Genomic DNA, 24,043 nt, shown 5'->3' with positions numbered 1-24,043 from the left:
CCAGCCGGTGGTGGGCGGCACCCTCGGCGGTGCCACCCACGGCCAGCTGCCCCTTGCCGTGCGGCTGCGGCCGCGCACCATCGACGAGATCGTTGGCCAGCAGCACCTGTTGGGCCCCGGCTCCCCGCTGCGCCGGCTGGCCGAGGGGAACACCGCGATGAGCGTCTTCCTGTGGGGGCCGCCGGGCGTGGGCAAGACCACCATCGCGTCGGTGGTCTCGCACGCCACCAACCGTCGCTTCGTGGAGATCAGCGCCGTCACCGCCGGCGTCAAGGAGGTGCGCGCGGAGCTGGACCTGGCCCGACGCGAACTCGCGATGGGCCGGGCCACCGTGCTCTTCGTCGACGAGGTGCACCGCTTCAGCAAGGCCCAGCAGGACGTGCTGCTGCCCGCCGTCGAGAACCGGCTGGTCACCCTCATTGCCGCCACCACGGAGAACCCGAGCTTCTCGGTGATCTCGCCGCTGCTCTCCCGCTCCCTGCTGCTCACCCTCAAACCGCTCACCGACGACGACATCGGCACCCTGGTGGACCGCGGCCTGTCCGACGAGCGCGGCCTGGCCGGGCGCTACCAACTGGATGAGGAGGCGCGCTCCACCATCATCCGGCTGGCCGGGGGCGACGCCCGTCGTTCATTGACCTATCTGGAGGAGTCCGCCGCCGGGGCGGATGCCGTCGCTTCCACCGAGATCACCCCCGAGATCGTGGAGAAGTCCGTCGACCGGGCCGCGCTGCGCTATGACAAGGACGGTGATCAGCATTACGACGTGATCAGCGCCTTCATCAAGAGCGTGCGCGGCTCCGACGTCGACGCCTCCCTGCACTACCTGGCGCGGATGCTGGAGGCGGGGGAGGATCCGCGCTTCATCGCCCGCCGGCTGATCATCAGCGCCAGCGAGGACATCGGCATGGCCGCGCCGTCGGTGCTGCAGACCTGCGTCGCCGCCGCCCAGGCCGTGCAGCTGATCGGCATGCCGGAGGCACAGCTCACCCTGGCCCATGCCACGATTGCCGCCGCCACTGCCCCCAAGTCCAATGCGGTCACCACCGCGATCGGGGCGGCCCGGGCCGATGTTGCCGCCGGCCGGGTGGGTCTGGTTCCGCCCCATCTGCGCGACGCCCACTATTCCGGCGCCCAGCAACTGGGCCATGGCAAGGGCTATGTCTACGCCCACGACGCCCCGCACGCCGTCGCCAAGCAGCAGTACCTGCCCGACGAACTGGCCGACGCCGAGTACTACCAGCCCACCGATCACGGCAACGAGGCCCAGATCAAGGACCGGCTGGCGACGATCAAGAGGCTGCTGGGCCGCTGACTGGTCTGATGTTTGGACGAGGGTCCAGTGGCTGGTGCACATCCTTGTCAGATGTGCCGCTGCCGGTGTTCACTGACATCGACGCGGACCAGTGCTCCATCCCCCGTACAGAGGCAGGTACCCATGAACAAGGCATGTTCCCTGATCACAGCGGCAGTGCTGGGGCTGGCAGCCCTCGCCTCCGCCCCGCCCGCACAGGCCGCGAGCGAAACCAGCATCTCGTCCCCCACCTGCGGGATGGTGAAGATCAAGAACACCGCCACGAAAGCGGGAATCCAGGAGGTTTCGGCGGACAACGGCGCGTTCTCCGTCAAGCTGGGCAAGGGCCAGACGAGCGTCACCAAGAACCTTCCCGCCGGGACCTATGTCTGGCACGCCAGCAGTGCCAGATCGGAGGCCTATGGGCGAGTCACGGTGAAGCCATGCCGTGCCGGGTGGCCCCAGCGCCGCACGCCGGGGGACCAGAATGGCGACGGACGCTCCGACGTGCTGGGCATCCAGGCAGGCACCGGCGCGCTCTACTACTACCGCACGACCTCCACCGGGCTGGCCAGCGGGGTCAAGGCGGGCAGCGGCTGGAACAACATGGTGTGGATGCAGCAGGTGGACGATGTCAGCGTCAATGGCCGCCGAGGAAACTACCTCTTTGCACTGCATCGCAATGGGACTCTCTGGCGCTATCCCAACCGGGGACAGGGCAAGTTCGGGGCCGGTGTCCAAGTGGCGAAGGGCCTTGGTGGCCACAAGAGTTTCGCCGTGCTGCCTGCCAACAATGCGCTGTTCTTCGGCGCCCCGGTACTTCTCGTCGGAGCGCCAGACAGGTACCTCTGGGGTGTGCCGCTGTACGAGGGCAAGGTGAACGAGTGGTCGGCTTTGACGGAGTCCTGGTTCTACGAGCCGAAGGCGATTGGAGTTCGCGACTTCGATGGTGATTCCATCGCGGATGTGATCTCCATCGAGGAATCGGGTCTGATGCAGCCGTGGTTGTTCCTCACCTGGCGGCAGCTCAGGGACTACGACGACATGGGCAACCACGCAACGATCGGTAGTGGCTGGAAGGCGATGAGTTTGGTGTCGTCGCCGGGAAGCCTGGACGGTGACTGGAACTCCGACCTGATTGCTCGTCGCATCGACGGCAACCTGTACAAGTACCTCAATGCAGGTGGGCGCTGGTACGCCGGGCAACAGATCGGAACCCGCTGGAACCAGATCCGGCTGCTGGCCTGACGTGGTGAGTGGGGGGCGTGACCGCGGTGCCACGCCCCTCCTCCGTCACCCCAGCAGGTTGACCACGAGCCCGACCAGGCTGAAGGCCAGCGGGATCAGCAGGAAGGCCAGGAAGAGCTTGGCCACCAGCCGGTGACGACGCCGCTCGGAGTTCAGGGACGTCGCCATGGCAAGACCCGGGGCGGTGAGATCGGTCAGACCCAGGTTCTGCGCGTCGACGGGAATGTGCTGCACCACGGCCACCTCATGGCTCAATTGCTCGGTGCGCGGCGTGTGGCCGTGGATGTCGGGCTGGGGCGGCAGCGGCTGGTGATGGGGTAGATCCCAGACGCCGCCCAGGGCAGCGTCGGAGTGCCTGCCGTCGGTGGACATGCATCCATTCTGGCACCGCCGGGGCAGGCGCCGGCCCACACCGCGCAGCCGTTGCTGCCACCGGCAGCCGCTGGAGCGGCTGCCCCTGAAACCATCTGCTGCGGGGTGGCGCCACCCCCGCACTCTCGACGGGTGACCCAGCACCACAGGGATCGTTTACCAGGCAAACGGCTGGTAGTCCTTGAGGAAGACGCCGTACAGATCGGTGCCGCGCTCACCCATCACGACGGGGTCATAGACGCGGGCGGCGCCGTCCACAAGGTCCAGCGGGGCATGCCAGCCCTCGGCGGCGATGCTCAGTTTCTGCTCGTGCGGACGCTCGTCGGTGATCCAGCCGGTGTCGACGGCGGTCATCAGGATCTGGTCGGTCTCGAACATCTCCTGCGCGCTGGTGCGGGTCAGCATGTTCAACGCGGCCTTGGCCATGTTGGTGTGGGGATGCCCGGCGCCCTTGTAGCGACGCCCGAACTGGCCCTCCATCGCGGAGACGTTCACCACATACTTGCGACGGGCGGTGCTGGCCCGCATCGCGTCGCGCAGCCGACTGATCAGGATGAAGGGGGCGGTCGCGTTGCACAGCTGGACCTCCAACATCTCCAACGGATCCACCTCGTCGACCGTCTTGGTCCAGGAATTGCTGTGCGCCAGATCGGGCAGCAACCCGCCGGCGTCGATGGCGGTGCCGGCCAGGTGCTTCTCCAGGGACGCATTGCCGGCCTGCAGTGCCAGCGCGGTCATCTGGGCCGCCGACTGGCTGGCCAGCTCGCCGGACAGCCCGGCTCCGGCGCCCACCAGGGCGGCCGGGTGCGCCTCGCTGATCCGGTCGAAGGTGAGCATCTTGGGCAGCCGCAGGTCACTGGGCAGCGCGGCCTTCTCGCCCTCCACCAGGTGCGAATAGGCGCCGGGCGAGCGACGCACGGTCTGGGCGGCATTGTTGATCAGGATGTCCAGGGGCCCGGCGGCGGCGACCTCGTCGGCCAGACTGACCACCTGGGTGGGGTCGCGCAGGTCGATCCCGACGATGCTCAATCGATCGATCCACTCGGCGCTGTCCGGCAGAGAGCCGAAGCGTCGGGCGGCGTCGTGCGGGAAGCGGGTGGTGATGGTCAGCTCGGCCCCGTCGCGCAGCAGGCGAAGGGCGATGTACATGCCGATCTTCGCCCGGCCACCGGTCAGCAAGGCCCGCCGGCCGGACAGGTCGCAGCGCTGGTCCCGCTTGGTGTGGCTGAAGGCCGCACACTGAGGGCAGAGCCAGTGGTAGAAGGCGTCCACCTGGGTGTAGTCGGTCTTGCAGATGTAGCAGGCGCGCGGCTCCTTCAGCTCACCGGCAATGGCGCCGGGGGCGTGCGAGACCAACGGGATGCCGGCGGTTTCGTCGTCGATCCGCGCCGGGGAACCGGTGGCGGTCAACTCCAGGATCGCATTGTCATGATCCTCGATCGGCTGACGGGCGACGCGCTTGCGCCGGTGTCGGATGGTGCGGTTCATCCGGTTGACGGCCTGCTTGAAGGCGATCTGGTCCGGGTGTTCCAGCTCCAACGCCGCCAGCTCGTCGAGGACGCGCAGGGTGGTGGCCATGTCCTCCGCGCTGATCCCGGGGCCGAAGGAGTCGTCGTCCGGGCGTCCCGGCTGCATTTTCACCGGACGATTCTAGGCCGTGTGGCACCGGGCGCAGAATCGGACGACGAAACCCCCACCGACGATCAGTGCTTGACCCGCCCCAGGAAGGCCTTGGTGCGCTCCTCGCGCGGGTTGTCGATCACCTCGGCCGGGGTGCCCTGCTCCACCACCACGCCACCGTCCATGAAGACCACCCGGTCGGCCACCTCCCGGGCGAAACCGATCTCGTGGGTCACCACGATCATGGTCATGCCCTTGGCGGCAAGGTCCTTCATCACCGTCAGCACCTCGCCGACCAGCTCCGGGTCCAGCGCACTGGTGGGCTCGTCGAAGAGCATCAGGTCCGGCTCCATGGCCAGCGCACGGGCAATGGCGACGCGCTGCTGCTGGCCGCCCGACAGGTGGCTCGGGAAGGAGTCGGCACGATCCGCCAGGCCCACCTGGGCCAGCAGCTCTCGGCCGCGCGCCTCGGCGGTCGCCTTGGGGGTCTTCTTCACCACGATCGGCGCCTCGGTGATGTTCTCCAGCGCGGTCTTGTGCGGGAAGAGGTTGAAGCGCTGGAAGACCATGCCGATGCTGGAGCGCTGCCGGGCAATGTCCTTCTCCGTGCGCTGGTAGAGCTTGCCGTCGCGCTCGGTGATGCCGATCAGCTCGCCGTCCACCCAGATCCGGCCCCCGGTGAGGGTTTCCATCTGGTTGATCAGCCGCAGGAAGGTGGTCTTGCCGGAACCCGACGGCCCGAGCAGCACGACGACCTCGCCGCGCTTGACCTCCAGGTCGACGCCCTTGAGCACCTCCAGGTTGCCGAAGGACTTGTGCACGTTGACGGCGCGCACCTGCGCGTCGTCGCCCGATGTGGATGATGCAGTGGGGGTGCTCATCAGTGGTCGCCTCCGGTGTAGTTGAGCGGGGCATGCCCGCGGCCGAAGCGCTTCTCCAGCCAGCTCTGGCCAATCATCAAGATGGTGGTGGTGATCAGGTAGTACAGGCAGGCGGCCATGTACACCGGGATCATCTTGTAGTAGTTGGTGCCGATGCTGCGCAGCTGGAAGAGCATCTCACCGGCCAGCGGCAGCGCGATCAGCAGGGAGGTGTCCTTGAACATGGCGATGGTCTCATTGCCCATCGGCGGGATGATCACCCGCATGGCCTGCGGCAGGATGATCCGCCGCATCGCCTGGCCGCGGGTCATGCCCAGTGCGGTGGCGGCCTCGTGCTGGCCCTTCTCCACGCTGATGATGCCGGAACGGGCAATCTCGCTGAAGTAGGCGGCCTCGGACAGGCCCAGGCCCAGCATGGCGCCGAGGTAACCGGTGAAGAGCTGGTTGGCGTCCAGGTGGGCGATCTTGAGCGACGCGTCGATCCCGAAGAGGTTCATCAGTTCGGCGCCGTAGGGGATGCCGATGCCCACCATGTGGTTGGGGAAGAAGGCTCCGGCGCCACCCAGGATTGACAGCAGGACATAGCGCGGGATGGAACGGAAGAACCAGGCGTAGGTGAAGGCCACACCGGACAGCAGCTTGTTGGGGCTCATCCGCATCACGGCCAGCAGGATGCCGCCCAGCACACCCACCACCATGGAGCCGATGGTGACCAGGATCACGCCCAGCCAGAAGCCCTTGGCGACGGGAACCTGACGCATCGCATCCAGGGTGAAGCCCCAGTCGAAGGCCTCATTGGTGGCCAGTTGGTGCGCCAGCATGGCCAGCACGATCACCACCAGCACGGCGGCGACGGTGCGCCACGGGTGGCGGACCGGCACGGCCTCGATCACGTCGGGCGTGCGGGTGGGGGCTTCGACGGCGCTGCTCATGCGGGGTTCACCTCGAACTTGTCGATCGCACCGTCGCCCTGGTTCCACTTGGCCAGGATCGCGTCATAGTGGCCGGAGGCCTTGATCTCGTCGAAGGCCGTCTTGACGGCCTCGGCGAACTGCGCGTCCTCCTTGCGGGTGACCACGCCATAGGGCGCCGCGTCATAGGGCTCGCCCAGCTGCTCGATGCTGGTCTCATTCATCTTCACCGCGTAGAGCGCGATCGGGGAGTCGGCCGCCATCACCTGCGCACGGCCGCTGACCAGCGCCGCGGTGGCCTCACCCTGGTCTCCGAAGGACAGGATCTTGATCTTGTTGCTGCCGCACTTGGCCTGGGCATCCTTCAACTCCAGCTCCTGCACGACGCCGGTCTGCACCGCGATGGTGCGTCCGCAGGGCTTGCCGGCCTCCACCTGCTGCGGGTTGCCCTTCTGCACCGTCCACAGCGACCCGGCCGAGAGATAACTGACCATGTTGACGCTCTTGATCCGCTGCGGCGTGACGGTGAAGGCGCTGACACCCGCGTCGTACTTCTTGGCCTGGATGCCGATCAGGATCTGGTCGAACTGGCTCTGCTGCCACTCGACGTCGACACCAAGACGCTCACCAACGGCATTGAACAGGTCCACGTCCAGCCCACTGACCTGCGCGCCCTCCAGGAATTCCACCGGCTTGTAGGTGGGGGAGGTACCCACGACGATCTTCTTGCCCTGCTGCACGGTCGCCGGGAGCTTGGCGAAGAGTTGCTGGTTGGCGGTGATCGGCGGCAGGCTGGCCGACGATGAACTGGTGGGCAGGCCGGAGCCGCTCAGGTTGGTGGCGCAGCCGCTGGCCAGCAGCGCGGTGCACAGGGCGGAGGCGGCCAGCGCGGCTACCCCTGGTGAACGCTTCATCCGACAGATCCTCCCGGGAATGGACAACCGGGACATCTTCTCACCGCAAATTCTTCGGCACCAACCGGGGTCACCCCAAGCCTTCTCGCAAGATTTGTGGCCACAGGGCAGAGACACGGCGCCCATCCCCGTGGTGGGGGATGGGCGCCGTCAAATCACCGGCGATCTGCCGGTTGCGGATCAGGACTTGTCGTCGTCGACGAAGCCATCTTCGTCGTAGCCGTCCTTCTCGCGGAGCTTCTTGGCCGCCTTCTGGTCCTTGGCGTCCAGCACCTGGCCCTGCTGGGCGTGCAGACGGACGTCGCGGGCCTCCTCGCGGGCCTTGGCCTCCTTCTTCTCGGCCTTCTCGATGCCGGTGGTGTCGCGCGGCGGCAGCTGCAGGTTGTCCTCGGCGCGCAGGCCGGCCTGCAGCTGCCGGGCACGCTCCAGCTCGGAATCCACCTCGGCGCCGAAGAGCAGCGCCAGGTTGGTCAGCCACAGCCACAGCAGCATCACGATCACGCCGGCCAGTGCACCGTAGGTCTTGGAGTAGTTGCCGGCGTTGGCTACGTAGAAGGCGAAGGCCAGCGAGGCCAGGATCCAGACCAGGATGGCGATCGCCGCACCTACCGAGATCCAGCGGAACTTGGGCTGCTTCACATTGGGGGTGAAGTGGTAGAGGACGGCGACCATCAACACCACCAGCGCCAGCATCACGGGCCACTTGATGATGCCCCAGAGCATCACGGCCTGCGAGCCGAGCCCGATCACATTGCCGATCGCCTCGGCCACCGGGCCGCTGACCACCATCGCGACCAGCATCACGGCGCCCACCACGGTGCAGAAGAGCGTGACGGCCAGGTTGGTCAACCGGAGTTTGACCATGGGGCGGCCCTCGGTGGTCTCGTAGACCTTGTTCATGGTGCGGCCGAAGGCACCCACGAAGCCGGAGGCGGACCACATGGCGCTGAGCAGGCCGATCACCAGGGCGAGGCCGGTGCCCCGGGAGTTCACCATGGCAAGCAGGGGTTCCTTGATCTGGTTGTAGGCATCGCCGGGCGCCAACTGGCGCACCACGTCCAGCAGGGCCTGGGTGCCGCCCTCCGACTGGCCGAACAGGGCCAGCAGGGAGACCAGCGCCAGCAGGCCGGGGAACAGGGCCATCACCATGAAGTAGGTCAGGCCGGCCGCCAGATCCGTGCACTGGTCATTGCCGAACTCGCGCAGCGCATTCTTGGCGGTGAACTTCCAGCCCGGCTTGTTGAGCTCGGCCGGGGTGGACGGCTTGCGCGGATCGTCCGGGTGGGGGGCGTCGGACTTCTCTTTGGTGTCAGTGATGTGCTGTTGCTCAGACATGGAACCTCCAGGGGAAGGGCATTGCCGGTCAGGCAGTCGCCGCTGACTCTATCCGCGTCGGGTTGCCGGAGGGTGTCGTCGACGGCCGTGTTCGCTGAGGGGAGATTCAGCACGACTACGCTGGGGCCTCATGTCATGGGGAGAGATCGCTGGCCTGATCGCCGCCGCTGCCGCCGTGGTCTTCGTGGCCCTGTGCGCGGTGCCGTTGATCAAGCTGGGCGGGGTGATGGACGAGTTGCGCCTGGCCGTGCGCAACCTGGGGCAGAGCTCCACGCCGATCCTCGACGAGTTGAAGGGCACCGTGACCACCACCACTGCGGAGATCGCCCGGCTCAGTGAGGTCACCCAGGAGCTGGCCAAGATGAGCCACAACGCCTCCACCATGACCGAACAGGCCGCGAATGTCTCCACCGTGGTCAGCACCCCTCTGGTGAAGACGGCCGAGGTGGTGGGCAAGGGGGCCAGCGCCGCCCGCGACGTCGGCCGACGGGTGCAGGAGCACCGTCCCCGCCGTCGCCCGCGTGAGGTGGCCGGGGAAGTCGAATCGGGCGAGTGAGGTCCCGCGCCCCGCAGGGAGGTGGGCGGGGACAATCCATGCGACTGTGGTCGGCCGTACCGGATAAGGTTGGGCGCACGTCGAAATGCCATCTGGACAACAAGCAAGGACAACGTTGATGAAAGCAGCCGAGATCGGTCGTCGCTACCTGGACTTCTTCGCGTCGAAGGAGCACGCCGTGGTGCCCAGCGCCTCGCTGCTGTACAACGACCCCACGCTGCTGTTCGTCAACGCCGGCATGGTGCCCTTCAAGCCCTATTTCACCGGCGAGGAGGCGGCTCCCTGGAAGCGGGCGGTGAGCAACCAGAAGTGCGTCCGCACGTTGGACATCGAGGAGGTCGGCAAGACCACCCGACACGGCACCTTCTTCCAGATGCTGGGCAACTTCTCCTTCGGCGACTACTTCAAGAAGGAAGCGATCGAGTACGCCTGGGAGCTGGTCACCAGCGAGCAGCACAACGGTGGTTTCGGCTTCGCGCCGGAGAAGGTGTGGGTGACGGTGCTCGGCCCCGGCTTCCACCCGGACTATCCCGAGGGAGACAGGGAAGCGATCGAGTACTGGCTGCAGGCGGGCATCCCGCGGGAACACATCCAGGGCCGCAGCCTCAAGGACAACTACTGGAACATGGGCGTGCCCGGCCCCGGCGGCCCCTGCAGCGAGATCTACATCGACCGCGGGCCGCAGTATGGCGAGGACGGCGGCCCGGAGGCCGACGAGGACCGCTTCCTGGAGATCTGGAACCTCGTCTTCCAGCAGGAGGACCTCTCCGCGGTGCGGGCCAAGGACGACTTCGACATCGCCCGGCAGCTGCCCACCCAGAACATCGACACCGGCGCGGGCCTGGAGCGCATCTCCTACCTGTTGCAGGGCAAGAACAACATGTACGAGATCGACGAGGTCTTCCCCGTCATCGAGCGCGCCGCCGAGATGGCCGGCAAGGCGTACGGCAGGGATCCCGAGGATGACATCCGGCTGCGAGTGGTGGGCGACCACGTCCGCAGCTCGCTGATGCTGATGACCGACGGTGTCACGCCGGGCAATGAGGCCCGCGGCTACGTGCTGCGCCGGCTGCTGCGCCGTAGCGTGCGTTCGATGCGCCTGCTGGGCGTCACCGATCCGGTGCTGCCGGAGCTCTTGGGCGTCTCCAAGTCCCTGATGGAGGTCTCCTACCCGGATGTCGCGGATCAGTGGGACCGCGTGCTGCCCGTGGCCACAAATGAGGAGCAGGCATTCCGTCGCACCCTGACCCAGGGCACCCAGCTCTTCGACCTGGCCGTGGCCGACGTCAAGGGCTCCGGCGCCCCGAAGCTCAGCGGTGACAAGGCCTTCCAGCTGCACGACACCTACGGATTCCCGATCGACCTGACGCTGGAGATGGCGAGTGAGGCCGGTCTGGATGTCGACGTGGATGGCTTCAAGTCCCTGATGGCCGAGCAGCGCAACCGCGCCAAGGCCGACGCGAAGGCCAAGAAAGGCGGCACCGTCAGCCACGAGGCCTACCGAGAACTGCGTGAGCAGGGCGAGACGCCCTTCTTGGGCTACACCGAGCTGAGCGTGCCCACCACCCTGCGCGGGATCATCGCCGACGGCCACGTCAGCGACCGGGCGCAGGCGGGCCAGACCGTCGAGCTGGTGCTCGCCGAGACCCCCTTCTACGCCGAGTCCGGCGGCCAGGATTCCGATGCCGGCACCATCGTCGTCGACGGGGTGAGCCTGGACGTGCTGGATGTCCAGCGTCCGGTGCCCGGCCTGGTGGTGCACAAGGTGCAGGTGCCCGAGGGCGTGGACTTCGGCGCCGGTTCCGAGGCCAAGGCGATCGTGGACGCGCAGTACCGGCTGGGCGCTTGCCAGGCGCACACCGCCACCCACGTGCTGGGTGCTGCGCTACGCGAACTGGTGGGCCCGACGGCCACCCAGGCTGGCTCCTACAACAAGCCCGGCTACCTGCGCTTCGACTACTCCAGCCAGCAGTCGATGGGTGAGCAGATGCGCCTGGAGATCGAGGAGCGCTGCCAGCAGGCGCTGCGCGAGAACCTGGAGTTCCACGCCACGGAACTGCCGCTGGCCGAGGCCCGCGCCAAGGGTGCGCAGGCGATGTTCGGGGAGAAGTACCCCGAGATCGTCCGGATGGTTGAGCTGGGCGACGGTAACTGGAGTCGCGAGCTGTGCGGCGGCACCCACGTCGCCAGCACCGCCCAGATCGGCATGATCGACATCCTGTCCGAGCAGTCCATTGGCTCCGGTGCACGTCGCTTCGAGGCCCTGGTGAGCACTGATGCCTTCAAGCATCTGGCTGGCGAGCGTGCCCTGGTCAACGGCCTGACCGACATCCTCAAGACCCGTCCGGAGCAGCTCACCGAGCGCGTCGAGAAGCTCGTTGCGGACCTCAAGGCCGCGGAGAAGCAGATCGCCGACCTGAAGGCCAAGCAGCTGATGGCCGGAATCGGCGACATCCTCGCCACCGCCCACGACGTCAACGGCTACACGGTGGTCACCAAGGAGGTTCCGGGGGTGGGTGGCAATGAGCTGCGCAATCTTGCCACCGAGCTGCGCGGCCGGCTCGCGGACGTCGCCAGCGTCGTGGCCCTGGTGGGCGGCACCGACGACAAGCCCGCGCTCATTGTCGCGACCGGACAGGCGGCCCGGGACAAGGGCGCCAAGGCTGGTGCGCTGGTGCGCGTCGCTGCGGAGAAGCTCGGTGGCAAGGGCGGCGGCAAGGACGACATGGCGCAGGGCGGTGGCACCAATGGTGCCGCGGCGCCCGAGGCGCTGGCCGCCCTCGAAGCCGCGTTGCAGGGCTGAGCGTGGCGGGGTTGACCACGGCCAGCGGTGTGTTGCTGGCCCTTGACTGGGGCAAGGCCAGGATCGGCGTCGCCGCGTGCGATGCGCAACGGATCCTGGCCTACCCGGTCGACACCGTCCAGAACACCCCGAAGGACCCGGCGCAGGTGCTGCGCCGGATAGCCCAGCTGGTGGCAGAGTACGAACCGGTCGAGGTGCTGCTGGGCCTGCCGATCAGCCTCAAGGGCGACGAGGGGATCGCGGCCCAGGCGATGCGGCAGGTGGCCGTCGGGCTGGAAGCGGCCCTGGGCAAGGTTCCGCTCACCCTGGTGGATGAACGGTTGACCAGCGCCACGGCGCACAAGAGGCTGGAACAGGCAGGAAAGAACGCTCGCCAACGGCGCGGCGTGATCGACCAGATGGCCGCAGTTGCCATTCTGGAACAGGCCCTCGCCGAGGGATCTGGCACGGCAACAGCGGAGGATGTAGCACTGTGAGCGGCATGTTCATGGACAACGACGGAAACCGGGACTGGAAGAAGGTCTGGTACCACGCCCGTAGCGCCTTCGCCGTGCTGCTCAGCCTGGCGGTGCTGATCGGTGGAGGCTGGTTCGTCTACGACAAGGCAAGTACCGCCTATGTCAGCTACAAGACCTCCGACGACTATGCCGAGGGGCCGGGCGTCAAGGACGTCCAGATCACCATCCCCGAGGAGTCGCTGGGTGGGGACATCGGCAACCTGCTGGTCAAGTCCGGCGTGGTGAAGAGCCGCAAGGCCTTCCTCAAGGCCTACGCCAAGAACGAGAAGTCCAAGACCATCCAGGCCGGCACCTACAAGCTGAAGACCCAGATCTCTGCCGATCAGGCCGTCGAGATGTTGCTGAACCCCCGCAACCGGGTGCAAAACCGGGTGACGGTGCCCGAGGCGCTGCGGATGAAGGATCAGTTTGCCGTGCTGAGCAAGAAGACCGGCATCCCCGTGAAGGACTTCGAGGCCGCGGCCAAGAATCCGCAGGCGCTAGGCCTGCCGAAGTATGCCAAGACCGCCGAGGGCTTCCTGTTCCCGCAGACCTATGAGATCGGCCAGAAGCCGACCGCCGTGTCCATTCTCAAGCTGATGGCCAAGCAGTACAACGAGGTTGCGGCCAGCCAGAAGCTGGTGGCGGGCGCCGAGTCGTTGGATCGGACCCCGCTGGAGGTCATGACCGTCGCGTCCATCCTGGAGGCGGAGGCCAAGGAGAAGGACATGCCGATGGTGGCCGGCATCATCTACAACCGCCTTGAGGACGGGATGCAGCTGCAGCTGGACTCCACCAGCTACTACGCCACCAATACGCCGCTGGGCAAGCTCCTGCCCAAGGGATTCCGGGAGCAGGACAGCCCCTACAACACCTATCGGGCGCGGGGCCTGCCTCCCGGCCCGATCGGTGCGCCGGGCGAGAAGGCCATCAAGGCCGCCTTGCACCCCACCAAGAGCGAGTTCAAGTACTGGCTGACGGTCAACTACAAGACCGGCGAGACGAAGTTTGCGAAGACTTATGAGGAGCACAGGAAGAACGACGCCGAATGGAGGGCCTTCTGCAAGACGGCCAAGGACAAGTCCGGCTGTCCCGCCTGATGACTTCCGTTGGCGCCAACTGCGCAGTGATCGGCCATCCGGCCGGTCACTCGCTGTCTCCCGCCCTGCACCGGGCCGCCTATCGCGAGCTCGAGCTGGATTGGGCCTACACGGCGGTTGACCTGACGCCGGAGGAACTGGGCGGGTTCGTCACCGGGCTGGACTCATCCTGGCGCGGATTGAGCGTCACCATGCCGCACAAGGTGGCGATCCGGCAGTACGGCGAGGCCGACGAGCTGGTGGAGCTGGTGGGCGCCGCCAACACCCTGGTGTTCGGTGACGAGCCGATCGTCCGCAATACCGACGTCGGGGGCTACCAGTTGGCCTTCGCTGAGGCCGGGGTGGACTCCGCGGATTCGGCGACGGTTGTCGGCAATGGCGCCACCGCCCGCTCCGCCGTCGTTGCGCTGCGCCAGATGGGCGTCGAGCGGGTGCTGGTGCTGGCCCGTCGCCCCGAGCGCGCGCAGGAGCTGAAGGGCTTCTGCACCAAGGCCCTGGGGATGCTGTGCGCGGTGCGGGAACTGGCTCCCGGGCAGGTGATCGACTCCGACATCCTGCTGTCCACCGTCCCCGAAGGGGGAGCGGACCACCTGGCCACCGAACTCGTTGCGCACTGCGCGGTGGTCTTCGACTCGGTCTACGACCCGTGGCCCACCGCCCTGGCCACCGCCGCACAAGCAGCCGGCAGGACCACGCTGAACGGCCTTGACCTGCTGGCCGGTCAGGCCGTCGAACAGGTGCGGTTGATGACCGGGGGAGAGGTCGGCTTCGCGACGCTGAAGTCTGCTGGGCAAGAAGAGCTCAAGCGCCGCGCCCAACTCTGAGAGACTGGTGCGCATGTTGCGCTACCTCACCGCCGGTGAATCCCATGGTCAGGCCCTGATCGCCACGATGGAGGGCATTCCCGCCCACGTCGAGATCTCCTCCGACGACATCCGCCAGGCCCTGGCCCGGCGCCGGCTGGGTGCCGGCCGCGGCGCCCGGATGAAGTTCGAGGCCGACGAGGTGACCCTGCTGGCCGGTTTCCGGCACGGCGAGACGCTCGGTTCCCCGATTGCGATCATGGTGGGCAACACCGAATGGCCCAAGTGGACCGAGGTGATGAGCCCAGACGTCGTGCCGCAGGACGTGCTGGACGCGCAGGCCCGCAATGCCAAGCTGACCCGGCCGCGCCCCGGCCATGCCGATCTGGCCGGGATGCAGAAGTACGACTGGGACGAGGCGCGTCCGCTGCTGGAGCGGGCCAGTGCCCGCGAGACGGCGGCGCGCGTCGCCATCGGTCAGGTGGCCAAGAACTTCCTGTTGCAGGCCTGCGGGATCACGGTCGTCAGCCATGTGGTGGAGCTCGGCCCGGTCAGGGCCGCCCAGACCTTCCCGACCGCCGACGACCTGGAAGGGATCGACGCCGACCCGCTGCGCTGCAATGACCCCGAAGCCAGCCGGGCCATGCAGGCCGAGGTGGAGGACTGTCACAAGGCGGGCGACACCCTGGGCGGCGTCGTCGAGGTGCTGGCCTGGGGGCTGCCCCCGGGTCTGGGCTCGCACTCCCAGGGTGATCGTCGGCTGGACGCCAAGCTGGCTGGCGCGCTGATGGGCATCCAGGCGATCAAGGGCGTGGAATTGGGTGATGGCTTCGAGCTGGCCAGGGTGCGCGGCTCGCAGGCGCACGACGAGATCGCCCCCGGCCCGGACGGCATCCGTCGGCTCACCCAGCATGCCGGTGGCACCGAGGCCGGGATGAGCACCGGCGAGGTCTTGCGGGTGCGTGCCGCGATGAAACCGATCGCCACCGTCCCCAAGGCTCTGCGGACCATTGACGTGACCACCGGTGAGGAGGCGCGGGCGCACCACCAGCGCTCCGATGTGTGCGCCGTGCCCGCCGCGGGCGTCGTGGCGGAGGCTATGGTGGCGCTGGTGCTGGCCGAGGCGGTGTTGGAGAAGTTCGGCGGGGATTCGGTGGCCGAGACCCGCCGCAACCTGGAGACCTACTTGGCGCAGGTCGCCGAGCGGGGGCTCAAGATCCATGACTGAACCCGAGACGGCCGGGCTGCCTCAGACCATCGTGCTGGTCGGCGCCCCCGGCGCCGGGAAGAGCACCGTCGGGGGCAAACTGGCCAGGAAGCTGGGCGTTACCTTCACCGACGTCGACGCCTTGATCGAGGAGCGCGCCGGGATGCCGATTGGCGAGATCTTCGTCACCCGCGGCGAACCGGCCTTCCGTGAGCTGGAACGCGACGTGACCCTGGAGATGCTGGCCACCCCGGGCGTGGTCAGCCTGGGCGGCGGCGCCGTGATGAATGACCGGATCCGGGGCGCGCTGGCCGGTTCCCACGTGATCTGGCTGGACGTCAGCGCCCACCATGCCAGCCGGCGGGTCGGCATCGCCGGCGCCGGGCGGCCCCTGTTCGCCAACAATGTGCACTCCACCATGGTCAGGCTGATGAACCAGCGGCTGCCGCTCTACCGCCAGGTGGCAACCACCCGGATCGACACCAACGGCCTCAAGCCCAATGCCGTCGTCCGGCTGGTGCTGGCCGAGCTGGGGGTCAGCGACGAGAAACCCGACGATCCCGCACAGGAGCAGTGATGGCAACCCTGCAGGTTGAGGCTGAACACCCCTACCAGGTGCAGATCGGACATGGCGTCCTGGATCGGATCGACGCGCTGGCGGCCGGGGCCGCCCGCGCCGCGATCATCCACCAGCCGGTCATGAGCGACCGGGCGGAACACGTCGCCCTGCGGTTGAAGCAGGCCGGGGTGGAGCCGGTCACCGTCGAGATCCCGCCGGGCGAACCGGCCAAGACCGGCCAGGTGCTGCAACGCTGCTGGGATGACCTGGCGATGGCCGGGCTGACCCGCTCCGACGTGGTGATCGGGATCGGCGGCGGTGCCGCCACCGATCTGGCCGGGTTCGTGGCCGCCACCTGGCTGCGCGGCGTCGGCTACATCAGCATCCCCACCACCGTGCTGGCCATGGTGGATGCCGCCGTGGGCGGCAAGACCGGCATCAACATTGCGGCCGGCAAGAACCTGGTGGGTGCCTTCCACGAACCTCGTGGGGTGCTGTGCGACCTCGACCTGCTGATCGGCCTGCCAGAGGCCGAGGTGGTCTCCGGCTTGGCCGAGGTGATCAAGTGCGGCTTCATCGCCGATCCGCGGATCCTGGAGCTGGTGGAGCAGGACCCCGTCGAAGCCGTCGACGTCACCACCGTGCGCTTCGCAGAGTTGGTGCGACGGGCCATCGCCGTCAAGGCCCGGGTGGTCTCCGCGGACCTCCGGGAGGCCACCAGCACAGCGGACCGGGTGGGCCGGGAGGCGCTGAACTACGGCCACACCCTGGGCCACGCGATCGAGCAGTTCCAGCACTTCACCTGGCGCCACGGCGAGGCGGTGGCGATCGGGATGGTCTTTGCTGCGGAGGTGGCGCAGCGCACCGTCGGGCTGCCGGCCGAGGTGGCGCGCCGTCACCGGGAGGTGCTGGCCAGCGTGGGGTTGCCGACGGTCTACAACGCGGGGGAGTGGAGCACCCTGCGCGCCACCATGAGCCTGGACAAGAAGGCCCGCGGCAATGCCTTGCGCCTGGTGGGGTTGCGCGACGTCGGACAGGTGACCATCATCGAGAGCCCCGACGAGGACCTGCTGCGCGAGGCGTGGGCCACGCTGGACCCGCACTAGGTCAGCGCCCCGGTGCTCACCGCATGGGCGCGTTGATCACCGCGGGGCGCCGCGCAGACGTGGTGGCGATGACCAGTGCGAGCACCGTGCACGCGACATGGACGGCGGCACCACTTGCCAGAGCTCCGTCCCACGGGTAGGCGTAACCCTCGTCGAGGACGCTCAGCCCGAAGCGGTAGGGCCAGGCAGTGGGCAGGGCCCAGGAAAAGTCCGCGCCCATGAGGACCATCGTGACCATACCGAGCGCGACGCTGGGCCCCGGTGGCACGCTCCTGGCTGCCGCGAGCGTGCTGTTCGTGCTCCTGTGTGCCCTGGACAGTGCTGCCGGGAACCAGGTGGAAGTACCTGTGGGGTGGCTGCTGGGTGACGCGGTCCTGGGCATGTGTGCCTTCTGGCAGGCGCGACGGGGGAGGGAGGTTGCCGGCCTGGTGATGTCGGCCGTGGCGACGTCGGCCTGCGGGGCGGCCCTCGTCCACGTCACGGGCACGGCAAGCAGGAGAGGGTGGTGGCGCGGCCAGGTGGCCGGGGCGACCTACCTGGTGCTGGCACTGGTGCGCTGGCGCCTGCCCTGGACCCCGGAGGGGGCCTACCAGGACTCATGGTGGGGATTAGCCGTCGTCGCGCTGGGCGTGGAGTGCCTTGTTGCCTGGGGGAGCTTCCTCGGTGCGAACCAGGCCCTGGTGCGTTCCTTGCGGGCACAGAACGCGGCGCTGGCCCGTGAACAGCAGAGCGCAGTGACCGCTGCCCATGCCTCTGAACGCCTGGCCATCGCGCGGGAGATGCATGACGTGCTGGCCCATCGCCTGAGCCTGATCAGCATGCACTCGGCTGCCCTCGAGCACCGCAGCGTGATGAGTGATGAAGAGCGCACCCGGGCAGGCGCACTGATCAGGGCCAATGCGCGCGCCTCGCTCGGCGAGCTTCGTGGCATCCTCAGCGACCTGCGCGAGGAACAGCCCGGTGTTCCGCAACCGGACCTCGTCGACCTGCCCCGGCTTGCCGTGGAGGCCAGCACCCCATCGAACCCCGTGCAGGTGGAGATGGACCTGGATTGCGCAGATCTTGCCCCCGGTATCGGGCGACGCCTCTTCCGAATGGCCCAGGAGGCTGTCACCAATGCGCACAAGCACGGCAGTGCGGGCCCCATCCAGGTCACCGTTCGGCAGGAGTCCGATCACTGCCTGCTGGTCGTGACCAATCCCGTCGGTGCTCCGGGCACCACGCCTGCGGGCTACGGCTTGCGGGGGATCACGGAACGTGTCCAGCTGTGCGGGGGAAGCCTTTCGCATGCCATCCTCGGGGGCACCCATGTCCTCGAGGTCACCGTCCCACTGCAGGAGAAGCCGTGATCCGACTCATCGTGGTCGACGACGACGCCTTCGTCCTGACCGGAATCACGTCCATGCTCGCGGAGCAGGACGACATCGAGATCCTCGGCAGCGCCAGTGACGGGCAGGAGGCCACCGAGCGGGTCCGGCACCTGGACCCGGGACGTCGTCCTGATGGACCTGCGCATGCCCGGCATGAACGGGATCGAGGCGACGCGGGTGCTCAAGCAGCGGTCGCACCCGCCCCGCGTGCTGGTGCTGACCACCTGGGACACCGATGACATGATCCGGGATGCGCTGGACGCCGGGGCCGACGGCTTCCTCCTGAAGGACGCGAGCCCCCAGGAACTCGCCGCGGCCATCCGTCGGGTGAACTGCGGCGAACCCACACTCGCGCCTGCAATCACCCGTCGCCTCATGTCTGCCTTCACCGTGGACGGCAGTGCCCGCCAGGAGTCCCTGGACGCGCTCGCGCAACTCAGCGAGCTCGAGGCGGAGGTTGCCCTGGCCATCTCCCAAGGGCTCACGAACGCAGAGATCGCCAGTCAGCACTACATGAGCGTCGGCAATGTCAAGGCGTGCGTCTCCCGCATCCTGACAAAGCTGGGACTGTCCAACCGGGTGCAGATCGCGACCCTGATCCAGCCGGCGCAATCCGGACCCCGCGGGGACTGGCGGCACGGACCATTCCCGATGCCCCACTAGAATCGCCCCATGGCCAAGTCAACCCGTCACCCCTCCAAGCTGTCGATCGTCGGAGCCGGCGCGGTGGGCACCTCGCTCGCCTATGCGGCCCTGATCCGCGGCTCGGCCAGCGTGGTCAGCCTGTACGACATTGCCACAAAGAAGGTGGAGGCGGAGGTCAAGGACCTGGCGCACGGCACCCAGTTCACCAACTCGACGGTGATGGGCGGCGACGACATCTCGGTGGTCAAGGATTCGTCGGTGGTGGTGATCACCGCCGGTGCCAAGCAGAAGCCCGGGCAGACCCGGCTGGATCTGGCGGCCACCAATGCCAAGATCCTGGAACAGATGATGCCGCAGCTGCTGGAGCAGGCGCCCGAGGCGCTCTATGTGCTGGTCACCAATCCCTGCGACGTGCTGACCGTCGTCGCGCAGAAGATCAGCGGCCTGCCCACCGCGCAGGTCTTCTCCACCGGCACCATGCTGGACACGTCGCGGCTGCGCTACCTGATCGCGCAGAAGACCAAGGTGGCCCAGCGCAATGTGCACGCCACCATCGTCGGCGAGCACGGCGATTCGGAATTCCCGGTGTGGTCCAGCGCCAACATCTCGTCGGTGCCGATCCGGGAGTGGAGCTTTGCCGGCAAGAAGGTCTTCACCGACGATGTGCTGGAGGCACTGGCCCACGAGGCCGCCTTTGCCGCCTACGAAGTGATCGAGGGCAAGGGCGCCACCAACTACGCCATCGGGCTGGCCGGCGCCCGGCTGGTGGAGGCGCTGCTGTCGCCCACCCGCACCGCGCTGCCGCTGTCGAGCGTGCTGCAGGGTTACTACGGCATCCACGACGTCGCGCTGTCGCTGCCCACCCTGGTCAGTTCCGCTGGGATCGAGCGGGTGCTGGAGATCCCGATGGATCCTACCGAGGTCTCCGCGCTGCACCGTTCCGCGGAGCAGTTGCGCAGCAGCCTGGCCACGCTGGGTTACTGACCCGGTCCGGGGGCTCTGGGCCTAGGCTGGGGGGCATGTCGAACTTCAGCTACGTCCACGAACCCGACGGCACCTACACCCTGCGGATCGCCGCTCGTGGACGCGAGGTGTTGACCAACCCGCTGTGCAACTTCGGGACGGCCTTCACCCGCCAACAGCGGATCGACCTGAACATCAACGGCCTGCTGCCGTCGAATGTCGTCACGATTGACCAGCAGCTGAAGCGCGTCTACGCCCAGTACCAGGGCGAGTCCGACGATCTGGCAAAGTACGTCTTCCTGAACACGATGCAGGATCGCAACGAGACGCTCTTCTACCGGTTGCTCACCGAGCACCTGGCGGAGATGCTGCCGATCGTCTACACCCCGACCATCGGCAAGGCGATCGAGACCTACAGCCACTGGTACCACCGGCCGCGCGGCATCTTCCTGTCCATCGAGGATCCCGACGGGATCGAGCCCGCGCTGCGTTCCTACGGCTACCCCAGCGAGGACGTCGACCTGATCGTGGTGACCGATTCGGAGGGAATCCTGGGCATTGGTGACCAGGGCGTCGGTGGCGTGGCCATCGCGGTCGGCAAGTTGGGCGTCTACACCGCCGCCGCGGGCATCCACCCGAGTCGTGCGCTGCCCGTCGTGCTGGACGTCGGCACCGACAACATCGAACTGCTCAACGACGAGACCTACCTGGGTTATCGCCATGCCCGGGTGCGCGGTGAGCGCTACGACGCCTTCATCGACCGCTTCGTGCAGGCCGTGCAGACCATGTACCCGCACGCCATGATCCACTGGGAGGATTTCGGCGCGGGCAATGCCCATCGGATCCTGGACAAGTACCGCGGTGAGATCTGCACCTTCAACGACGACATACAGGGCACCGCGGCCGTGGTGGTGGCCGCGATCCTGGCCGCCGTGCGCCGCTCCGGTCAGCGGCTGGTCAACCAGCGGATCGTGGTGCACGGGGCCGGCACGGCCGGGATCGGCATCGTCGACCTGCTGGTGCAGCGGATGGTCAAGCGCGGCATCCCGCGCGAACAGGCGCTGGCCTGCTTCTGGGGCCTGGGCTCGCGGGGCCTGCTGCGCGAGGGGGTCAAGATGCGCGACTTCCAGGAGCCCTATGCCCGCACCGACGACGAGATCGCCGACTGGCAGCTGGACACGCCCGGCAAGGTGGAACTGGCCGACGTGGTGCGCAATGTGCATCCGACCATCATGATCGGCACCTCTGCCCAGGCCGGGGCCTTCGACGAGGGCATCGTGCGAGACATGGCGGAGCACTGCCAGACCCCGATCATCATGCCGCTGTCCAACCCGACCCGGAAGGCGGAGGCGCTGCCCGAGGACCTGCTGGAGTGGACCGACGGACGGGTGCTGATCGCCACCGGGTCACCCTTCGAGCCCGTCGACCACCATGGAGTGACCCATGAGATTGCGCAGGCCAACAATGCGCTGGTGTTCCCCGGCCTGGGGCTGGGCGTGGCCGCCTGCCGGGCCTCCCGAGTCAGCGACGGGATGATCCTGGCCGCGGCCGAGGCGGTGGCCAAGGTGGTCACCTCCCGGGAACCGGGCGCCTCCCTGTTGCCGCGGATCGACCGGCTGCGGGCCGTCTCTGCGAGGGTGGCGATCGCCGTCGCCAAGGCCGCCGAGAAGGAGGGTCTGGCGGAGCGCCCGCTGGAGAACCCGGTGCAGCAGATCCATGAGCAGATGTGGTCCCCGGACTACCCGGCGATCGAGGTCCTCTGATCTTGGACGCCCAGCTCAGAACCGTCCTGGCGGCCGCGGACTGGCATCGGCTGCGAGACGCACACCGGGAACGGGCCGAGGGGTTGCTGGCCGGCGTCGCCGAGCGTCGTCGGACCGGCCGCAAACACCCCGTCGAGGACTTCCTTTTTGACTACTACAACCTGCGCCCCGGGGAGCTGGCCAGCTGGCATCCCGGCATCGGGCTGGCCCTGGAGGATCCAGACGGTGACTACGCCGGCCGCAGGTTCTACCGGCACCGGGACGGCGTCTCGACGGTGGATGCCGAGGCCTTCTGGGCCAAGCGCTCCGGCACGGTGGAGTGGACCCGGCGGCTGCTGGCGAGCACCGCGACGAATCAGGCACACTTCGGCTGTTTCGGCATGCACGAGTGGGCGATGGTCTACCACCTGCAGCCCGACCAGACCCGGCACGGCTACCTGCCGCTGCGCTTCGCGCCGGAGCGGGTGGCCGAGGTGGTGGAGCAGGTGGGGCTGCGGTGCAGCCACTTCGACGCCTTTCGCTTCTTCACCCCCGACGCCGAGCCGCTGAATGCGCTTCGCCCCACGAGGGAACGGCAGCCGGAACTGGATCAGCCGGGCTGCCTCCATGTGGGGATGGATCTCTACAAGTGGACCGGCAAGCTGCTGCCCTTGACCGACTCGGCACTGCTGCTGGACAGCTTCGAGCTGGCGCGCGACATCCGTGAACTGGACATGCGGGCCAGTGCCTATGACCTGAGCGGCTGGGGATACGATCCGGTGCCCGTCGAGACGCCCGCGGGACGCGCTGACTACGTGCGTCGACAGCGAACCTTCTCCGATCGGGCGGCCGTGGTGCGGGCGCGATTGCTGGACGTGCTCGCGCACGCCCCTGGGGCCGCGGAACCACCGGCAGCGGCGTTGCCAAGCTGAAGGGTGACTGCTGGAGCCCGATCGGGTGCTCGGCTGGCGCCCGTGGTCTTCTAGTCTGGTGGACGCGGTCACCCACCCCGCGCCCTAAGGAGCCCCGACGTGCCCAGCCACACCGCCCGAATCGCCCTCGCGTTGAGCGGAGCCTGCCTGCTGGCCGGCTGCTCACAGACGGAGCAGTCGGCCCACCCGGCACCCGAGGCGAGTGAAGGCTCCACCCAGGATCCCAGCGTCGCGCCGACGTCGGCGGCGCCGGCCAGTGCCAGTCCGAGTGCACCGGCATCGGCGACTCCGAGCGCCGTAGCGGTGCTGAAGGCGGGTGCGACGGGCGACCGGGTGCGGGAACTGCAGCACCGCCTGCAGCAGCTCGAATGGTTCGAGGGCAAGATCACCGGCACCTTCGGGGATGCGACCAGCGCGTCGGTGCGCGGCTTCCAGGAGAAGCGGCAGCTGCCCGTCAACGGGGTGGTGGATGCGACCACCTGGAATGAACTCGTCAAGCGCACCAAGCAACCCACCCGAGACCAGCTGTACAACATCATGAAGCCCGGCCCGGCGCTGCTGAAGCAGGGCATGACCGGCGCGAAGGTGCGGGAGCTGCAGGCCCGGCTGAAGCAGATCGGCTGGTTCTCCGGCAAGGTCAGCGACAACTACGGCCCGGCGACGGGCAAGGCAGTCAAGGACTTCCAGACCAAGCGCGGCATCCCGGTCACCGGCGAGGTGGACCAGCGCACCCTGGATCGGCTGGCCGGCATGACCCGCCAGCCCACCCGGGAGGAGCTGAACAATCTGCCGCCCAAGGTGGTGGCGCCCCGGCTGGACCCGCGCTGCCTGACCGGCCGGGCCCTGTGCATCTCCAAGAGCGCCGACAAGCTGGCCTGGGTGGTGGATGGCAAGGTGCAGAGCGTGATGAGCGTGCGCTTCGGATCGGAGCTGACCCCCACCCGCGAGGGCACCTTCCAGGTCAACTTCAAGTCGCGGGATCATGTCTCGACGCTGTACCACACGCGGATGCCGTTCGCGATGTTCTTCTCCGGCGGCCAGGCGGTGCACTATTCGTCGGACTTTGCGGCTCGGGGCTACAACGGCGCGTCACATGGCTGCGTGAATGTTCGCAACTACGACGGGATCGCCGCCCTCTTCGACCAGGTGCGCACCGGTGACAAGGTGATCGTCTACCGCTGACCC

23 protein-coding genes are annotated in these 24,043 nt (G+C 67.8%); 16 read left to right on the top strand and 7 right to left on the bottom strand.

The window, feature by feature from the left end; genetic code table 11:
• Positions 1–7: 7 nt before the first annotated feature.
• The gene (locus AAEX57_RS06385) at positions 8–1,315 is read left to right on the top strand and encodes a replication-associated recombination protein A (protein ID WP_342091561.1); all 1,308 of its coding nucleotides are present in this window, start codon (positions 8–10) and stop codon (positions 1,313–1,315) included.
• A gap of 123 nt (positions 1,316–1,438) precedes the next feature.
• Positions 1,439–2,542: a hypothetical protein gene (locus AAEX57_RS06380; protein WP_342091347.1), complete on the top strand. Its 1,104-nt coding sequence runs from the start codon at positions 1,439–1,441 to the stop codon at positions 2,540–2,542.
• 45 nt (positions 2,543–2,587) lie between these two features.
• On the opposite strand, the gene AAEX57_RS06375 is transcribed toward AAEX57_RS06380, so the two are convergent.
• From AAEX57_RS06375 to AAEX57_RS06350, 6 genes are all read right to left on the bottom strand, one after another.
• Positions 2,588–2,914, bottom strand: a complete 327-nt coding sequence (locus tag AAEX57_RS06375; RefSeq protein WP_342091348.1) for a hypothetical protein — start codon at positions 2,912–2,914, stop codon at positions 2,588–2,590.
• Positions 2,915–3,070: 156 nt separating this feature from the next.
• Positions 3,071–4,549 (bottom strand): SDR family NAD(P)-dependent oxidoreductase, encoded by a 1,479-nt coding sequence (locus tag AAEX57_RS06370; protein ID WP_342091562.1) that lies wholly within the window; start codon positions 4,547–4,549, stop codon positions 3,071–3,073.
• A gap of 68 nt (positions 4,550–4,617) precedes the next feature.
• Positions 4,618–5,415, bottom strand: coding sequence for an amino acid ABC transporter ATP-binding protein (locus AAEX57_RS06365; RefSeq protein WP_342091349.1), 798 nt, complete (start codon positions 5,413–5,415; stop codon positions 4,618–4,620).
• Positions 5,415–6,347, bottom strand: coding sequence for an amino acid ABC transporter permease (locus tag AAEX57_RS06360; RefSeq protein ID WP_342091350.1), 933 nt, complete (start codon positions 6,345–6,347; stop codon positions 5,415–5,417). Before AAEX57_RS06360 ends, AAEX57_RS06365 begins: the two co-directional genes overlap by 1 nt.
• Entirely contained in the window at positions 6,344–7,240 is an 897-nt protein-coding gene (locus AAEX57_RS06355; protein WP_342091351.1) for an ABC transporter substrate-binding protein, read from the bottom strand. The genes AAEX57_RS06360 and AAEX57_RS06355 overlap by 4 nt, the downstream gene beginning before the upstream one ends.
• A 180-nt stretch (positions 7,241–7,420) precedes the next feature.
• Positions 7,421–8,575, bottom strand: coding sequence for a YihY/virulence factor BrkB family protein (locus AAEX57_RS06350; protein WP_342091352.1), 1,155 nt, complete (start codon positions 8,573–8,575; stop codon positions 7,421–7,423).
• 130 nt (positions 8,576–8,705) lie between these two features.
• Between AAEX57_RS06350 and AAEX57_RS06345 the strand changes: the two genes are divergently transcribed.
• From AAEX57_RS06345 to aroB, 8 genes are all read left to right on the top strand, one after another.
• Positions 8,706–9,131: a DUF948 domain-containing protein gene (locus AAEX57_RS06345; protein ID WP_342091353.1), complete on the top strand. Its 426-nt coding sequence runs from the start codon at positions 8,706–8,708 to the stop codon at positions 9,129–9,131.
• Positions 9,132–9,249: 118 nt separating this feature from the next.
• Positions 9,250–11,934, top strand: coding sequence for an alanine--tRNA ligase (gene alaS / locus AAEX57_RS06340; RefSeq protein ID WP_342091354.1), 2,685 nt, complete (start codon positions 9,250–9,252; stop codon positions 11,932–11,934).
• 29 nt (positions 11,935–11,963) lie between these two features.
• Positions 11,964–12,410, top strand: a complete 447-nt coding sequence (ruvX, locus tag AAEX57_RS06335; RefSeq protein ID WP_446721104.1) for a Holliday junction resolvase RuvX — start codon at positions 11,964–11,966, stop codon at positions 12,408–12,410.
• A gap of 5 nt (positions 12,411–12,415) precedes the next feature.
• Positions 12,416–13,531: an endolytic transglycosylase MltG gene (gene mltG / locus AAEX57_RS06330; protein WP_342091563.1), complete on the top strand. Its 1,116-nt coding sequence runs from the start codon at positions 12,416–12,418 to the stop codon at positions 13,529–13,531.
• Positions 13,531–14,355, top strand: coding sequence for a shikimate dehydrogenase (locus AAEX57_RS06325; RefSeq protein ID WP_342091356.1), 825 nt, complete (start codon positions 13,531–13,533; stop codon positions 14,353–14,355). Before mltG ends, AAEX57_RS06325 begins: the two co-directional genes overlap by 1 nt.
• Before the next feature lie 13 nt (positions 14,356–14,368).
• Positions 14,369–15,562: a chorismate synthase gene (gene aroC, locus AAEX57_RS06320; protein WP_342091357.1), complete on the top strand. Its 1,194-nt coding sequence runs from the start codon at positions 14,369–14,371 to the stop codon at positions 15,560–15,562.
• Positions 15,555–16,118: a shikimate kinase gene (locus tag AAEX57_RS06315; protein WP_342091358.1), complete on the top strand. Its 564-nt coding sequence runs from the start codon at positions 15,555–15,557 to the stop codon at positions 16,116–16,118. The genes aroC and AAEX57_RS06315 overlap by 8 nt, the downstream gene beginning before the upstream one ends.
• Positions 16,118–17,206 carry a 3-dehydroquinate synthase gene (gene aroB / locus AAEX57_RS06310; RefSeq protein ID WP_342091359.1) on the top strand — a complete coding sequence of 363 codons (1,089 nt, stop codon included), beginning with the start codon at positions 16,118–16,120 and terminating at the stop codon, positions 17,204–17,206. The genes AAEX57_RS06315 and aroB overlap by 1 nt, the downstream gene beginning before the upstream one ends.
• Before the next feature lie 16 nt (positions 17,207–17,222).
• Here the strand turns inward: aroB and AAEX57_RS06305 are convergent, their stop codons facing one another.
• Complete coding sequence (locus tag AAEX57_RS06305) at positions 17,223–17,426, bottom strand: hypothetical protein (RefSeq protein ID WP_342091360.1); 204 nt, start codon at positions 17,424–17,426, stop codon at positions 17,223–17,225.
• On the opposite strand from AAEX57_RS06305, the gene AAEX57_RS06300 reads away from it, so the two are divergent.
• The 6 genes from AAEX57_RS06300 to AAEX57_RS06275 all read left to right on the top strand — a co-directional run bounded on the left by AAEX57_RS06300 (position 17,425) and on the right by AAEX57_RS06275 (position 24,040).
• Positions 17,425–18,555 (top strand): sensor histidine kinase, encoded by a 1,131-nt coding sequence (locus tag AAEX57_RS06300; RefSeq protein ID WP_342091361.1) that lies wholly within the window; start codon positions 17,425–17,427, stop codon positions 18,553–18,555. The two genes, AAEX57_RS06305 and AAEX57_RS06300, sit on opposite strands and share 2 nt — an antisense overlap.
• A gap of 165 nt (positions 18,556–18,720) precedes the next feature.
• Positions 18,721–19,239, top strand: a complete 519-nt coding sequence (locus tag AAEX57_RS06295; RefSeq protein WP_342091362.1) for a response regulator transcription factor — start codon at positions 18,721–18,723, stop codon at positions 19,237–19,239.
• Between the two features lie 9 nt (positions 19,240–19,248).
• Positions 19,249–20,205, top strand: a complete 957-nt coding sequence (locus AAEX57_RS06290) for an L-lactate dehydrogenase (RefSeq protein ID WP_342091363.1) — start codon at positions 19,249–19,251, stop codon at positions 20,203–20,205.
• 35 nt (positions 20,206–20,240) lie between these two features.
• Entirely contained in the window at positions 20,241–21,947 is a 1,707-nt protein-coding gene (locus AAEX57_RS06285; protein ID WP_342091364.1) for an NAD-dependent malic enzyme, read from the top strand.
• A gap of 2 nt (positions 21,948–21,949) precedes the next feature.
• Entirely contained in the window at positions 21,950–22,858 is a 909-nt protein-coding gene (locus AAEX57_RS06280; RefSeq protein ID WP_342091365.1) for a 3-methyladenine DNA glycosylase, read from the top strand.
• Between the two features lie 99 nt (positions 22,859–22,957).
• Positions 22,958–24,040, top strand: a complete 1,083-nt coding sequence (locus AAEX57_RS06275; RefSeq protein WP_342091366.1) for a L,D-transpeptidase family protein — start codon at positions 22,958–22,960, stop codon at positions 24,038–24,040.
• Positions 24,041–24,043 lie beyond the last annotated feature (3 nt).

This window comes from Luteococcus sp. H91 (assembly GCF_038433135.1).
Taxonomy (GTDB): domain Bacteria; phylum Actinomycetota; class Actinomycetes; order Propionibacteriales; family Propionibacteriaceae; genus Luteococcus.
This window is presented reverse-complemented; position numbering and strand designations above follow the sequence as displayed.

What these genes read in the sequence shown, in the direction of transcription:
- AAEX57_RS06365 (WP_342091349.1), bottom strand. Translation starts at nt 5,415, where the DNA reads ATGAGCACCCCCACTGCATCATCCACATCGGGCGACGACGCGCAGGTG.
- AAEX57_RS06295 (WP_342091362.1), top strand. Translation starts at nt 18,721, where the DNA reads ATGCCCGGCATGAACGGGATCGAGGCGACGCGGGTGCTCAAGCAGCGG.
- AAEX57_RS06305 (WP_342091360.1), bottom strand. Translation starts at nt 17,426, where the DNA reads ATGGGCGCGGACTTTTCCTGGGCCCTGCCCACTGCCTGGCCCTACCGC.
- AAEX57_RS06355 (WP_342091351.1), bottom strand. Translation starts at nt 7,240, where the DNA reads ATGAAGCGTTCACCAGGGGTAGCCGCGCTGGCCGCCTCCGCCCTGTGC.
- AAEX57_RS06315 (WP_342091358.1), top strand. Translation starts at nt 15,555, where the DNA reads ATGACTGAACCCGAGACGGCCGGGCTGCCTCAGACCATCGTGCTGGTC.
- aroB (WP_342091359.1), top strand. Translation starts at nt 16,118, where the DNA reads ATGGCAACCCTGCAGGTTGAGGCTGAACACCCCTACCAGGTGCAGATC.
- AAEX57_RS06345 (WP_342091353.1), top strand. Translation starts at nt 8,706, where the DNA reads ATGTCATGGGGAGAGATCGCTGGCCTGATCGCCGCCGCTGCCGCCGTG.
- aroC (WP_342091357.1), top strand. Translation starts at nt 14,369, where the DNA reads ATGTTGCGCTACCTCACCGCCGGTGAATCCCATGGTCAGGCCCTGATC.
- AAEX57_RS06285 (WP_342091364.1), top strand. Translation starts at nt 20,241, where the DNA reads ATGTCGAACTTCAGCTACGTCCACGAACCCGACGGCACCTACACCCTG.
- AAEX57_RS06370 (WP_342091562.1), bottom strand. Translation starts at nt 4,549, where the DNA reads ATGCAGCCGGGACGCCCGGACGACGACTCCTTCGGCCCCGGGATCAGC.
- AAEX57_RS06380 (WP_342091347.1), top strand. Translation starts at nt 1,439, where the DNA reads ATGAACAAGGCATGTTCCCTGATCACAGCGGCAGTGCTGGGGCTGGCA.
- AAEX57_RS06300 (WP_342091361.1), top strand. Translation starts at nt 17,425, where the DNA reads ATGAGGACCATCGTGACCATACCGAGCGCGACGCTGGGCCCCGGTGGC.
- AAEX57_RS06290 (WP_342091363.1), top strand. Translation starts at nt 19,249, where the DNA reads ATGGCCAAGTCAACCCGTCACCCCTCCAAGCTGTCGATCGTCGGAGCC.
- AAEX57_RS06350 (WP_342091352.1), bottom strand. Translation starts at nt 8,575, where the DNA reads ATGTCTGAGCAACAGCACATCACTGACACCAAAGAGAAGTCCGACGCC.
- mltG (WP_342091563.1), top strand. Translation starts at nt 12,416, where the DNA reads ATGTTCATGGACAACGACGGAAACCGGGACTGGAAGAAGGTCTGGTAC.
- AAEX57_RS06325 (WP_342091356.1), top strand. Translation starts at nt 13,531, where the DNA reads ATGACTTCCGTTGGCGCCAACTGCGCAGTGATCGGCCATCCGGCCGGT.
- AAEX57_RS06360 (WP_342091350.1), bottom strand. Translation starts at nt 6,347, where the DNA reads ATGAGCAGCGCCGTCGAAGCCCCCACCCGCACGCCCGACGTGATCGAG.
- AAEX57_RS06375 (WP_342091348.1), bottom strand. Translation starts at nt 2,914, where the DNA reads ATGTCCACCGACGGCAGGCACTCCGACGCTGCCCTGGGCGGCGTCTGG.
- alaS (WP_342091354.1), top strand. Translation starts at nt 9,250, where the DNA reads ATGAAAGCAGCCGAGATCGGTCGTCGCTACCTGGACTTCTTCGCGTCG.